Here is a 12,536-nt window from a genome sequence, read left to right on the forward strand (position 1 = left end):
CGAAGACAGTTCGTTCGGTGAAGCGGGAGATTTGCGTTGGCACACTTCGCAGTCTTCCGCTTCATCACCCTTACTCCAGCGACTTGATCCGGTGCTGTCTGGCGATTAAACACGGCCGTGGCAACCACCTCCGGAACGCCCGCGTTCGCGAGCGCGCCACCGGTGTGTCCCGCACCGCAGGCGACGTCGAGTGCCCGGGTCGCGTCCTCACACCACGAGACGAGCAGTTCGAGGTCCGCACCGTCACGGTGAACGCCACTGTCGAGATAGGCGTCGGCGAGGTCGCCGAACGAGGCCACGGTCGTCCGCTTTCTGTCTGCGTCGTCCACACCACCACCACGACTGTCGGGCGTATGACCCTTGTCGTTCGGTCGACTCCCTCCGCAGGGACCCAGAGCGTAGGCTCCCCGGTCGTGATATGCCTTCCCAGGCCAAATGTACTCCCAATCGTGACACTTTTCAACTCCGATCGAATATTTACTCGTGTATGAGTAAAGCAGAATCCTACCGACTGTTCGTACAGGACTTGAAAAAGTGGGCCGCGAAGAAGACGGCGAAATAACTCCCCAATTTTCCGATCGCGGTTCGTAACGACACGATTCGTGCGCTGTCACCGTTCGGTCATTCGCTTCCGAACGGGCGTTCTATTCGCGCTGCGAGGAGGAGGAAGAGTCCGAACAGTTTGCCCGGTTCACGGAATCGGGCGACGTTGGTTCTCGAATCGTACTCGACGACGCCCGCGTCTGCCAACTTCGGCAGGTCGACGTTTCGGAGGCGTATCAACGTTTGGTCGCGCTCGTCGTCGGTCACGTCCTCGCAGGGTTTTCCGGTTTTCCATGCGACGACCTGGGTAGCGATGTCCCCGATCTCGGCAGGGCCGTCCAACTCGTGGAGGTAGTAGAGTACGAGTCGACGTTGTTCGTTCGCCAGTAGTCGGAATATTCTGTTCAGCGACTGGTCGTCGTTGACCGCCCCTTGTAGCATCGCTTCTCCGTCTCTACGCGACCCACTCGAATAATCATTATGGTGTGTTAACAAATGTCTCTCCGGAAGAAGTTTTCACCTCCGACGAGAACACGGTAGTATGGACGACTCTCTTCGGGCCGGTGTCGCCATCTACAACGCAGGTGAGTTTCACGCCGCCCACGATGCGTGGGAAGACCACTGGCTCGAACTCGACGGCGGTTCCGACGACGAGCGATTTCTTCACGGTCTCATCCAGTTTACTGCGGTGGTGTTTCACGCTCACGACGCGAACTGGGTGGGGATTCGGGGACTGGCGGAGAGTGCAGTCTCGTACCTGGATGGCCTTCCGGCGGACTACCGTGGCGTCAACGTCGAAGACGTTCGGTCGTATCTCCGCGCGGTCCGCGACGACCCCGAGCACGTAGAGCGGACTACCCCACCGCGACTGACCTGTGGAGGGGCCGTTCTCCGTCCTCACGACCTCGCTTTCGACGCGTCTGCGACGGCGGCCCTCGTTTTCGCCGAGGAGTTCGAATACGACGACGGGACGATAGAACGTGCCATCCAGTTCGCCCGTGACGACCTCAAATCCGGTGACGAGGGGAGTCGGTTCATCACGCTCCTTTTGGATTTCGTCCGCGACGACGAGAATCGGGGGCTGGTCTTTCGACGACTTCGACAGCACGTCGAGCGGCGCGATTCGCGAGAACGCGACGTCGACGGCCTGTTCGAGTAGAATCGGGCACGGAGGTCGCCGACCGCAATACTCACCGACCGCTCACTCGTCGTGGAGGGCGGAGTTGTCCTGTGGGTCGTATCCGAGCACCTCGCGCGCTCGGTCGATGGAGTAGTATTTCCGGTCGTTGTCGGAGATGCCGTAGACGATCTCGTAGTCGTAGTCGGCCTGCAGACAGCGGTCGAACAGGTGGGCACAGTCCCGGTACGAGAGCCACATGGCCTGTCCACGCTCGTAATCTTTGGGTGGGTGACCTTCGGTGAGGTTGCCGATTCGGACACAGGCCACGCTGATGTCGAACTCGTCGTGGTAGTAGCGCCCGAGAATCTCCCCCGTCGCCTTGCTCACGCCGTAGAGGTTGCTGGGACGAGGGAGTTCGTCCCCATCGAGGCGGAACTCGTCGTGTTCCCGGTAGAGGTCGGGCATTCTCGCCTCGGTTTCGTAGGCACCGACTGCGTGGTTCGACGAGGCGAAGACGAACTTCTTGACGCTCCCCGAATCGATTGCGGCCTGGAAAATGTTGTGCGTTCCGTCGATGTTGTTACTGAGGACGCTGTTCCACGGTGCTTCCGGCCGCGGGTCGCCGGCGAGGTGGACGATAGCACCGGCACCATCGACGGCGTCGTACACTGCATCGTAGTCGGTGATGTCCGCGACGAAAAACTCGTGAGACGGTTCTTCTGCTGGCGGTTCACGGTCGAGCAGTCGCCAGTCGTACTTCGATTCGAGGTCGCCGAGAATCGCCGACCCGACGCGGCCCTCGGAGCCCGTGAGCAGAACGGGGTCGTCCATTCAGTCGGCTAGAAGCACAACGATGATAAGAACCATGCGATTTTGCGACGTTACGCGACTGCACGTTCGATGACTTTCTCACGAGCGAGCATGGCGCCAGCGACGAGCGCGACGGTCCCCATGTAGACGAACCAGAGTGCCATCATGCTGTCGCCGGCCGCGGCACTCTTCAACCCGTCGTACTCCGCCAACAGGCCGAGTGCTGTCAACAGTCCAGACCCCAGCAGGTAGAAGAGAAACGTACCGATTTCCAGAAGTGGTTCGTACATACCATCTCTCCGGACGTTGCGGGCAAGAACCTTTCGCTGCCCTCAGCACACTCGACGCAACGCTTTTGTGGTCTATCGCAGAAACAAAACTATGGGACGATACGGCGACCTCGACTATCCGAAACTCACGAAGACCGGCTTTTTCCTCGGTGTCGCGCTCCTCGCTATCGGGGTACTCGGTGAGACGTTCGGGACCGCACTGTACGGGTCACTGCCCGGGTGGGAGACGATGCTCTTTACCGACCTCGAAATCGTCGGCATCCTGCTCGGACTCCTCTCCCCGTTCGTGTTCGGAATTTTCCTCCCATTGACCGAGTGACGACGGGAACGACAGACCGTCGCCCGAGAATCGAGTGGGACGGTGAGAGACGACGCGATGAGAGAGAGAGGTGTCAGAAACGGCGTGATGTGAACGCAGAGAAACTACGCGAGGCGGGAGAACGCGAGGTTGCCGCGTACGTTTTCGATGTAGATGGTGACGACGTCCCCTTCCTGTGCGCCGGGGACGAATATCGTGTACTTGCCTCGCTCTGCGACGCCGTCGCCCTTGCGCCCGGTACCCGTGATTTTGACTTCGTAGGTGCGGCCCTCTTCCACTGCGTTCTGCTGGTGGGTTCGGCTCGTCGTGCTTCGTTTCGTCACAGGGCGGAACGCACCACAGGCGTCACAGCGAAGCATGAGGTTGCGATCCTCGCGCACGAGTCGCGTGTCCGGCAGGCCACACTCCGAGCAGATGACGAACTCCTCTACGTACTCGTCCAGTGCCGCCTCGAAATCCGAGGGGGAGAACGACCCGCTGTAGCGGGCCTGTCCGGACTCGTACTTCCCGCTCGTCCCGAGTTCGCGCTGGAGCGCGCTGTGGACGTGCTCGCCGTCGCGCGAGAGGGCGTCGGCGATGTCGTCCAGATTCGTCAGTCGTGTGAACGACCCGTCTTTCTGCACCGCCGGGTCGGGAAAACTGAACCGCTCGTCGCTCGTCTCGAGGTCCGGAACCGCGTCCATGCCTCTGTCGAGTGCTGAATCGTAATCCATACCCGAGCGAGGTGATGGACACATAAATGTTCTCCGTGTCGCACGTCAGCACGAATTTTAACCCTCGACCCCCTCTCGGCAGGCATGGACCCGACGACGCGAGACGCCGCCTGTTTCGAGGCGGGCATCAAGTTCGGCGCGCTCTACCACCAGTTCGCCGGCACGCCCGTTAGCCCCGAGAGCGCGCCGAGCCTCGAACGAGCCATCGAGGAGAGCATCGAGAACCAACCGTTCTGCGAGTCGGTCACGGTGGACATCCTGACCGAGAAACTCGAAGCCGAAATCGACCACGGGTACACCGAACTGACGGGCCGGTTCATGGAAGTCGAAATCGCCGTCGAACACGAGGGAACCGAGGTCCTCACGCGAATGGCGATGGAAGACGGCTATCCGCTGATGAAAATCGAGTCGGTTCGAGAGGAGTGACGGGAGATACAGCCGAGGTCCACCGGAAGAGGACACGATTAGCGACCACCGGGAGCGGTAGGCCATCCGGATTTTGCGGGAAAGCTAGCGGTCGTACCGCGAGCGACGAGTGAAACGAGGAGCGAGCGGACTCGGCGCGGACTGAAAGGAGCACCGAGGTTTTGGTCCAGATTTTGCCAGGGAGCACGGCATCGCCGCGCTCCCGCAGCAAAAGGTGGAGTTTCACTTTCAGTTTCGGGTCATCGTTTAAATGCAATCCCGCCGAATCGTCTGACATGAGCCAATCGACATTCGACGACGAACTGTTCGGTGAGGCAGCGAACGAGATGCGCGAGGATGTCGAAGCACACCTCGCCGCCGCCCGAGAGGAACTCCCGGCAGTCGAAGCCGTCTGGGAGACAGAGGCCGAGAACACGCTGGGGGCGCTCAACGCGCTGCGCTCCGCACTCGACGTCGGCGACGCCGCAGACCACCTCCACGACGCGAAGAAGTGGTACGCGATGGGCGAGCGCGCCGACGCCTTCGAGGACGCAGACGACCTCGAAGCAGAAATCGAGACGCTCGATTCGGCCATCGGCGACATCGAGGACGCCCGCAAGCAGGTCGGCAAACTGGCGAGCACGATTCCCAGTCTGAAAGGCGCACTCGAAGACCTGCACGCAGCAGACGGCGAGACCGACGCCAAAACCGAGGCCGCAGACGAGGAGGCCGAAGCAGACGACGGCGAGGACGACTCGGAGGCTTCGGACGACGGCGCGGAAGAGGCGGAAGCGGAGTAACCCGCGAACGCGAGGAACCCGGTGACTATCGGTGTTCGGGACGCCCTACGTCCCGCGCCGCCACCGCTTCGAGCAGTTTGACGAGCGACTGCGTCGCCAGTTCGAGCAGTTCCTCACCACGTTCTTCGTCTCCTTCTTCCGGGTCGCCGACGACGCCGTTCGCCGTGAACTCCGCGCTGTCGAACGCGAGGTTGGTGTAAGACACCCACTCACCCCACCCGTCGCTCGCGCCCTCGCTGGCGTCGTCGATTCTCTCTTCTCGAACGAGTTCCGGGTGAACGAATCGCAACAGTGCGGTCTCCAGCGGCCCGGCGTGACCCATGTCGCTTCGGTGGTCGCCGACCGCCTCGAACCACGTGAACGGCACAGCGTAGACGTCGTCGTGGCGCGTTATCTGCCCCGCCACTTCGCGAAGTGCGGCGACGTTCCCGCCGTGGCCGTTAACGATGACGACTCGGTTCCAGCCGTGGTGTGCGAGGCTGGCGACCGTCTCGCGGACGTACTGGCGAAACGTGTCCTCGGAGACCCACAGCGTGCCGGAAAACTGGCGGTGTTCCTCGCTCACGCCGACCGAAACGGGCGGCGCGACGACCACGTCGCCGTCGTACGCCTCCGCACCCGCCTCCGCCACCGCTTCGGCGTTCAGGCAGTCGGTGCCGAGAGGTGCGTGGGGGCCGTGTTGTTCGGTACTCCCGACGGGAAGGACCGCGAGGTTCGTCTCGACTGCGTCTGCTTCGGTCCACGTCGCCTCTGAGAGGTGCATGTCTGTTCCGTGCGCGGGAACTATCTTGTACCCGACGAACCGTCCTCTCCAACTCGCCCCCGGTGGACCATCGTTCGCGTCTCGGGTCGCGTGGTACTTTCCGGCGGACTAGCCAGAAGGTCTTACTCAGTCACGGCCATCGATTCTGACATGGCTGACGAAGACCGCGAAATGGGCGTGGAACTCGGAGAACTGAGCGACGAACTCGACAGCCACGACTATCCCGCTAGCGCGGACGAACTGGTCGAGGAGTACGGCGACTACGAAATCGAGTACGAGAACGGCTCCGAGACGCTCGAAGAAGTGCTCGGACCGATGAACGACACCTTCGAGGACGCGGACGGCGTTCGACAGTCCATCATGACGATGGTGGACAGCGGTGCAGTCGGTCGCCAACGCTACTCCGACCGTGGTGCGGGAAGCAAACAGACCGAGGGCGAAGACCCCGACCAAGAATCGTTCTGACGTGGCGACAGTCGGGAGATAACACCACCGATTACCCCGACGAACACGGGGTTCGGACTCGTTTCGGCGCGGCAACGAGCCGTTAACCGGACTCGTTTTCGCGGTCGGCAGTGGTACGGTGTCGTTACCTTCGTCTGTTCGACGGTAGACCGCCACTACCACCGTTCATTCTCGTCGAACGCACCTGAACGGACGACTGCCTTATTCCCCGCAGTCAGCAACCACCGACGTACCCGATGAGAGGTGAGTACAGACTTGCAGGTCTCCACACGGGCCTGCAGACGACGGTATGACGGGGGAATCACCGACAGCGGAGACGGTTTCGGCTCTGCTCGACGAATACGACTTGGTCGTCGCTTCGAACCGCCAACCGTACAGTCACGAGTACGGCGCCGACGAGACCGGAGAGGAGAGAAGCGACGGGGGCGTGTCAGACGATGTCGTCGTGAAACGCCCAGCAGGCGGTCTGACGTCGGCACTCGACCCGGTCGTGCAGTCTGCCGGTGGAACGTGGGTCGCGTGGGCGAGCGGTGACGCAGACCACGAGATGACGGACGAAAACGGTCGCGTCGGCGTTCCGCCGGAGTCCCCGGCGTACGACCTGCGACGCGTGCCGCTCTCCGACGAACAGGTCGACGGCTACTACTACGGCTACAGCAACCAGGTGCTCTGGCCGGTCTGTCACATCGACCCGGCGAAGATGAACGCCGACCCGGCGTTCTGGACGCAGTACCGGTCGGCGAACCGCGCGTTCGCGGATGCTATCGTGGAGGAAGCGATGCGAGAAGAAACGAGGGGTGCCGAAGACGAAACGCCGTTGATCTGGCTCCAGGATTATCACCTCGCGTTGGCGTCACAGATGGTACGCGATGCCCTCTCTGACGTGTTCTGTATGCAGTTTTGGCACATCCCGTGGCCCTCGTGGGACGTCTTTCAGACGTGTCCACAGTACGAGGAGGTTCTCTCCGGCCTTCTCGGGAACGACCTTCTCGGATTTCACACCGACAGCTACTGCCGGAACTTTCTCGACTGTGCAGCGATGATACCCGACACGATGGTCGACCGTGCGACCCGGAGTGTCGTCTACGATGGACGACGAACGTTCGTCCGGCCGTTTCCGCTCGGAATCGACGCCGACCACCGACGGGAACTCGCAGACTCGTCCGACGCGTCCGCGTTCTGGCACGAGTTTCGCAGCCGAAACGACCTCGGCGAGACGCTCGCGGTTGGTGTCGAACGACTCGACTACACCAAAGGCATCCCCGAGCGATTGGCCGCGCTGGAGGCGTTCTGGGAGACACACCCCGAGTGGCACGGTCGACTCACCTACGTCCAGAAGGCGAGCGAGAGCAGGAGCCAGATACCCGAGTACCAGAAACTCCAGACGGAAGTCGAATCCGAAATCGAGCGACTCAACGACCGCTTCGGAACTGAGGACTGGACGCCTATCGTCTACATCAACGAGTTCCTCCCGCCGGAGTCCCTCGCGGCACTCTACCGGGAGGCGGACCTCGGCATCGTGAGCCCACGACGCGACGGGATGAACCTCGTCGTAAAGGAGTTCGTCGCGTCGCAGGTGGACGACCCTGGCGTGCTCGTGTTGAGCGAGTTGGCGGGGGCGGACGAGGAACTCGGCGACGGGGCAGTGACGGTGCATCCACACGATACGGCGGGGTTCGCGGACGCCATCGAACACGCGCTCTCGCTTCCCGAATCGGAACGGGCACGTCGCATGCGGGACCTCGAACGACAGGTTCGCTCGAACAACGTGTACGCCTGGATGAACGTGCAGTTCCGAACCGTGAACGCGATTCGGCGTGGGCGTACCATCGCTAACGAACCGATTCGACGACGAGAACACCGATAACCGAGGCGATACTCGAGCAATGACAAACGAGCTACCAGACCCTCTCGACGAACACCTCTACGCACTGGTGAAACGACTGCTGGACGCCGACGGGATGCTCGCCATGTTCGACTTCGATGGGTCGCTCGCACCTATCGAGGATCATCCCGACGAAGTGACGCTCCCGCTGGCGACTCGAACCGCTCTCCAAAATCTTCGCGATGCCCGTAACGTACAGGTCGGCATCGTCAGCGGCCGCGGACTGGAAGACCTTCGAACCCGTGTCGGTATCGACGGCGTCGCGTACGCCGGAAATCACGGACTGGAACTGGACGCTGGTGACGAGCGACTCGTCCATCCGGTCGCCGAGGACGCACGAGACGACATCCGCAGTCTCTGTGACGACCTCGAAACTCGACTCGCCACCGTCGAGGGAGCGTTCGTCGAAAACAAGGGCGTCTCCGCGTCGATTCACTACCGACTCGTCTCCGACGACCGCGTTTCGGCGGTCGAACGGGCGGTGCGCGAAGTCGCACACGAGCCGGACGACGTTCGCCTGACGAGCGGCAAGCAAGTGTTCGAACTTCGCCCCGACGTCGATTGGCACAAAGGACGGGCGATTCGATGGCTGTACGACCGCTACGTACCCGACGAACAGACGTGGGTCCCACTCTACGTCGGTGACGACGTGACCGACGAAGACGCCTTCGACGTGCTCCCCGAGTCGGGACTCGGCGTCAAGGTCGGGAGCGTCCCCCCGACCGTCGCAGGCTACCGCGTGTCCGACCCGACTGCGGTTCGCTCGACGGTCGAGTGGTTGGCGGAGTACGGCGTCGAGTTCCTTCAGACGGACACGGAGACGCGACCGGTCGCCAGGATGATGTGACGAAACCCCGTGTTACAGACTCGAAACGCCGCAGAGAAGGGACCGAACTGTCTGAACGGTCACGGCGGTTTATTCGCTACTTGCGAGTATCCCGCTGGCGAGAACCATGGCGACAGACGACCACGAAACCGAACGAAACGCACGCGAGGAATCGACAGACGATCCCGAGGACGAGCGACAGCGGACGAGCCGATATTCGCGCGCCGCGAACAACCCATCGCGGTACGAAGGACAGCGACGTCCGGGCCAGACCTCTCGACAGGCGTTCCGACGCCCGGAGCAGTCCGGTCGTGTCCAGCATCGACGCCGGATGCGAGAGCGAGAGATGGGGTCGGAGACACCACGTCCACGCCGAAACGAGCAGCGTCGTCAGTCCGAAGAGGCGGAGGAATCGACGACAGAGGAGACGGAGCAACCGACCGAAGTGCCGAAGTACGGCGGACCATGCGACCCGGATTGGGAGCGACGACGGGGACGACGAGAACCACGGGAGAGACGAAGCGCAGACGCTCGACAGTACGAACGACGTGCGAACGCGATACTCTCCCGTCAGCCTGACGTGCAGCGAGACGAAGGAAGACGGCGATACCACCGCGGGCGACGTGGATAGCGATACCGTCCGCGAACGTGGGCGGTGTCAGTCGTCCGCGTCGGTTCGTGCCGTTCTGCGGGTTGCACGGTCGATGAACTCCTGTGGCAGTTCGTCGATTTCTCCAGCCTGCACGCCCCAGAGGTGTGCGTAGAGTCCGTCGCTTTCGAGCAGTGTTTCGTGTGGGCCACGCTCGACGATTTTCCCGTCTTCGAGGACGACTATCTTGTCCGCGTCCTTGATGGTCGAGAGGCGGTGGGCGATGGCGAACGTCGTGCGGTCTTCGGTGAGGCGGTCGAGACTGCGCTGGATGAGCATCTCCGTCTCGGTGTCCACGTCGCTGGTCGCTTCGTCCAGGATGAGTATCTCCGGGTCTTTCAGGATGGAGCGAGCGATAGAGATACGCTGGCGCTGCCCGCCCGAGAGTTTCACCCCGCGCTCGCCGACCTTCGTGTCGTAGCCGTCCGGCAAGTTCTCGATGAACTCGTGGGCTTCGGCGGCCTTGGCCGCCTCGATTATCTCGTCGTCGCTCGCACCGAACGTCCCGTACTCGATGTTCTCTTTCACCGTCCCGTAGAACAGGAACGTGTTCTGGCTGACGTAGCCGACCGCCTGGCGGATGCTCGGCAGGCTCACGTCGCGCAGGTCGGTGCCGTCGATGCGGATGGCACCCTCGTCTACGTCGTACATCCGGAGCAGGAGTTTGAGCACCGTGGACTTCCCGGCCCCGGTCGGCCCCACGAGCGCGAGCGTGTTGCCGCCCTCGACCTCGAACGAGATGTCCTTGACGATGACCTCCTCGTCGTACCCGAAAGTCACGTCGTCGTAGACGACTTCGCCGTCTTCGACCACCAGATCCTCCGCATCCGGGTCTTCTTCGATTCGGCTCGGTTCGTCCATCAGTCCGAAGATGCGGGCGCTGGACGCGTACGCACGCTGGTACATGTTGATGATGGAGCCGAACTGCGCCATCGGCCAGATGAACCGCTGGGTGAGCAGCATGAACGTGACGAACTGCCCCGCTTCGAGGTCGCCCGAGAAGAACCACGGGCCTTCACCGTTGAACACCCAGAGGCCGCCGACGATGAAGGTCAACGCGAAGCCGAGACCTGAGAGTATCTGGAGCGACGGGAAGAACTTGATTCGGGTGACGATGGCGTCCCAGTTCGCACCGAAGTAGTCGTTCGATACGTCTTCGACGCGGTCGGATTCGAACGTTTCCGTGTTGCTCGTCTTGATGACCTGGATTCCGCCGAGGTTGTTCTCCAGCCGCGAGTTCACCTTCCCGACCGACGAGCGCACGTCGGCGTATTTCGGCTGGATTATCTGGACGAACTTGTAGGTGAACAGCGCGATGAGCGGCACCGGAACCAGTGCAACGAGCGCGAGCTGCCAGTTGATAGTGAGTAAGACGGCAGCAATAGCGACCACCATCACGCCCAGTCGGAACGCGGAGTTCATCCCGTCGTTGAGGAAGCGTTCGAGGCGATTCACGTCGTTCGAGAGGATGGACATCATCTCCCCGGTCTGCTTGTCGGAGAAGAACTCCATATCCAGTCGCTGCATCTTGTCGTACGTGTCGGTCCGAACCGAGTGCTGGATGTTCTGGGCGAACGAGTTCCATCCCCAGTTTCGTGCCCAGTGGAACGCCGCACCCACACCGAACGCCACTGCAACCACACCGACAGAGAACCAGAACTGCCCTTGCGGTGACCCCGGCGTGATTCGAGTAGCGAAGCTCTGTGAGAGAAACGGGACCGACTTCGCGAGTGCTTCCGAATACGGAATCTGCTCTCCCTCCCGGAACAGAGCGTCGAGAGCGACGCCGAGGATGATGGGCGGTAGAAGATTGAGCACCCGCGCGAAGAGACTCGACACGACCCCGACGACGAAGGCGAGTCTGTTCTCGCCACCGTATTCGAGGAACAATCGCCGCATCGGATTCTCGGCGTTCTCCCGTTGTTCCTCGAACGGGTCGTCTTCGTCTTCATGTATGCTCATTGTTCTCTCTCACGGGACACGGGATTGATAAGAGTTTCCTACGAACCGAAACACGGAATTACAGTATAATTTTCACGTTGTCAAAACGGGTGCCGTGACACCGACACTTACAGATTTCGGTCTTCGACCTCGGGGTCGATGCCCGCTTCGGCCAAATCCTGTCGCACGCGGTCGCGCAGGGGCGCGGGAACCGTGTTGCGTCCGACGGGGACGGCCATCTCACCGTCGCCTTTGACCTTCCAGTAGAGTACGCACTGGCTGGGTCGGTAGAACTCGATGCTGTAGTAGTCGTCCGCGCCGCGATAGTGGACTCTGGCGGCGAACTCGTCTACCTTCCAGCCGTCCTGTTCGCCGAGGGCGGAGAGCGAGTCGTCCATATCCGCAGATTGCTAGCGACGGTCGTAGTCGTTACGAAACCGAGAAAGTAACAGTTATTCCTTCGGAGCGGTTTCTCCCGGGTACGGGTTCGTGGTCTAGTTGGTTATGACGCGGCCTTTACAAGGCTGAGATCGGCGGTTCGACTCCGCCCGGACCCATGTAAAATAAACCCATAAATTGTCTTATCTTGGATTCGATACTTGGAGATTCTATTTCTGGATGCGGACAGGGAATCGATCCGTGCTCAACTCGTTTGTGGCAACTTCGACAGAGCAAGACGAGATTGTAGAGCATGTTCGAGTGTTCTACCACATCAAATTCAGCGCGAGGAACGATGTGGTGTACATCGAGCATATGGTTCGACCCATCTTCGCTACAGACCCATCCGTTCTAGGCTAAGCCCGCTGTATCCGGGGCGAGCGAACCAGGATTCTGTTCGTTGGTCGGGTCAGCACAGTCAGTCACAGGCAATTGCTCCGAGATGAGGAAGCTATAGGAGCGCTCACGGCGGTGAGCGCTCCGAACAGTCCACTGAATCCGAAAGCTGTCGCTGGAAATCTTCACGAATTCAACCTCGTTAGGGCGGGTTACGCGAGATCAACTTCGAA

Annotated in this window: 15 protein-coding genes, 1 tRNA gene and 2 pseudogenes; 9 read left to right on the forward strand and 9 right to left on the reverse strand. The window is 61.3% G+C overall.

What is annotated here, in order from left to right; genetic code table 11:
- Both ACR3FF_RS22455 and ACR3FF_RS22460 read right to left on the reverse strand, forming a co-directional pair.
- Nucleotides 1-329 (reverse strand): annotated as a pseudogene (locus ACR3FF_RS22455) (hypothetical protein); the annotation flags it as partial.
- A gap of 292 nt (nt 330-621) precedes the next feature.
- A complete protein-coding gene (locus tag ACR3FF_RS22460) occupies nt 622-984 on the reverse strand; it encodes a DUF7344 domain-containing protein (protein ID WP_458190374.1) in 363 nt (120 codons plus the stop codon).
- Between the two features lie 100 nt (nt 985-1,084).
- Here ACR3FF_RS22460 and ACR3FF_RS22465 point away from each other — a divergent pair, with 100 nt between their 5' ends.
- Nucleotides 1,085-1,702 (forward strand): DUF309 domain-containing protein, encoded by a 618-nt coding sequence (locus tag ACR3FF_RS22465; protein WP_458190375.1) that lies wholly within the window; start codon nt 1,085-1,087, stop codon nt 1,700-1,702.
- A 42-nt stretch (nt 1,703-1,744) separates the two neighbouring features.
- On the opposite strand, the gene azf is transcribed toward ACR3FF_RS22465, so the two are convergent.
- The gene (gene azf / locus ACR3FF_RS22470) at nt 1,745-2,494 is read right to left on the reverse strand and encodes an NAD-dependent glucose-6-phosphate dehydrogenase Azf (protein ID WP_458190376.1); all 750 of its coding nucleotides are present in this window, start codon (nt 2,492-2,494) and stop codon (nt 1,745-1,747) included.
- A gap of 50 nt (nt 2,495-2,544) precedes the next feature.
- Nucleotides 2,545-2,763 carry a DUF8151 family protein gene (locus tag ACR3FF_RS22475; protein ID WP_458190377.1) on the reverse strand — a complete coding sequence of 73 codons (219 nt, stop codon included), beginning with the start codon at nt 2,761-2,763 and terminating at the stop codon, nt 2,545-2,547.
- A gap of 91 nt (nt 2,764-2,854) precedes the next feature.
- Between ACR3FF_RS22475 and ACR3FF_RS22480 the strand changes: the two genes are divergently transcribed.
- Complete coding sequence (locus ACR3FF_RS22480; RefSeq protein ID WP_458190378.1) at nt 2,855-3,082, forward strand: DUF7860 family protein; 228 nt, start codon at nt 2,855-2,857, stop codon at nt 3,080-3,082.
- Between the two features lie 104 nt (nt 3,083-3,186).
- Here ACR3FF_RS22480 and ACR3FF_RS22485 read toward each other — a convergent pair whose 3' ends face one another.
- Complete coding sequence (locus ACR3FF_RS22485; RefSeq protein WP_458190379.1) at nt 3,187-3,795, reverse strand: translation initiation factor IF-2 subunit beta; 609 nt, start codon at nt 3,793-3,795, stop codon at nt 3,187-3,189.
- Between the two features lie 84 nt (nt 3,796-3,879).
- Here ACR3FF_RS22485 and ACR3FF_RS22490 point away from each other — a divergent pair, with 84 nt between their 5' ends.
- On the forward strand, nt 3,880-4,221 hold the full coding sequence (locus tag ACR3FF_RS22490; protein WP_458190380.1) for a dihydroneopterin aldolase family protein: 342 nt from the start codon (nt 3,880-3,882) through the stop codon (nt 4,219-4,221).
- Between the two features lie 275 nt (nt 4,222-4,496).
- Nucleotides 4,497-5,000, forward strand: coding sequence for a DUF5790 family protein (locus tag ACR3FF_RS22495; protein WP_458190381.1), 504 nt, complete (start codon nt 4,497-4,499; stop codon nt 4,998-5,000).
- A 25-nt stretch (nt 5,001-5,025) separates the two neighbouring features.
- On the opposite strand, the gene ACR3FF_RS22500 is transcribed toward ACR3FF_RS22495, so the two are convergent.
- The gene (locus ACR3FF_RS22500) at nt 5,026-5,763 is read right to left on the reverse strand and encodes a creatininase family protein (RefSeq protein ID WP_458190382.1); all 738 of its coding nucleotides are present in this window, start codon (nt 5,761-5,763) and stop codon (nt 5,026-5,028) included.
- Nucleotides 5,764-5,913: 150 nt separating this feature from the next.
- Here ACR3FF_RS22500 and ACR3FF_RS22505 point away from each other — a divergent pair, with 150 nt between their 5' ends.
- From ACR3FF_RS22505 to ACR3FF_RS22520, 4 genes are all read left to right on the forward strand, one after another.
- Entirely contained in the window at nt 5,914-6,228 is a 315-nt protein-coding gene (locus ACR3FF_RS22505) for a DUF5789 family protein (protein WP_458190383.1), read from the forward strand.
- Nucleotides 6,229-6,517: 289 nt separating this feature from the next.
- Nucleotides 6,518-8,095, forward strand: coding sequence for an alpha,alpha-trehalose-phosphate synthase (UDP-forming) (locus ACR3FF_RS22510; RefSeq protein ID WP_458190384.1), 1,578 nt, complete (start codon nt 6,518-6,520; stop codon nt 8,093-8,095).
- Between the two features lie 19 nt (nt 8,096-8,114).
- A complete protein-coding gene (otsB, locus tag ACR3FF_RS22515) occupies nt 8,115-8,960 on the forward strand; it encodes a trehalose-phosphatase (RefSeq protein WP_458190385.1) in 846 nt (281 codons plus the stop codon).
- A 106-nt stretch (nt 8,961-9,066) separates the two neighbouring features.
- Nucleotides 9,067-9,570, forward strand: coding sequence for a hypothetical protein (locus ACR3FF_RS22520; protein WP_458190386.1), 504 nt, complete (start codon nt 9,067-9,069; stop codon nt 9,568-9,570).
- A gap of 27 nt (nt 9,571-9,597) precedes the next feature.
- On the opposite strand, the gene ACR3FF_RS22525 is transcribed toward ACR3FF_RS22520, so the two are convergent.
- Nucleotides 9,598-11,550, reverse strand: a complete 1,953-nt coding sequence (locus ACR3FF_RS22525; RefSeq protein ID WP_458190387.1) for an ABC transporter ATP-binding protein — start codon at nt 11,548-11,550, stop codon at nt 9,598-9,600.
- 107 nt (nt 11,551-11,657) lie between these two features.
- On the reverse strand, nt 11,658-11,927 hold the full coding sequence (locus ACR3FF_RS22530) for a DUF7538 family protein (protein WP_458190388.1): 270 nt from the start codon (nt 11,925-11,927) through the stop codon (nt 11,658-11,660).
- Nucleotides 11,928-12,012: 85 nt separating this feature from the next.
- On the opposite strand from ACR3FF_RS22530, the gene ACR3FF_RS22535 reads away from it, so the two are divergent.
- Nucleotides 12,013-12,086: transfer RNA gene (locus tag ACR3FF_RS22535), tRNA-Val, on the forward strand.
- On the opposite strand, the pseudogene ACR3FF_RS22540 reads toward ACR3FF_RS22535, so the two are convergent.
- A pseudogene (locus ACR3FF_RS22540) lies at nt 12,046-12,294 on the reverse strand (HNH endonuclease); the annotation flags it as partial. The gene ACR3FF_RS22535 and the pseudogene ACR3FF_RS22540 sit on opposite strands and share 41 nt — an antisense overlap.
- Nucleotides 12,295-12,536: the final 242 nt, after the last annotated feature.

This window comes from Haladaptatus ordinarius (assembly GCF_054177595.1).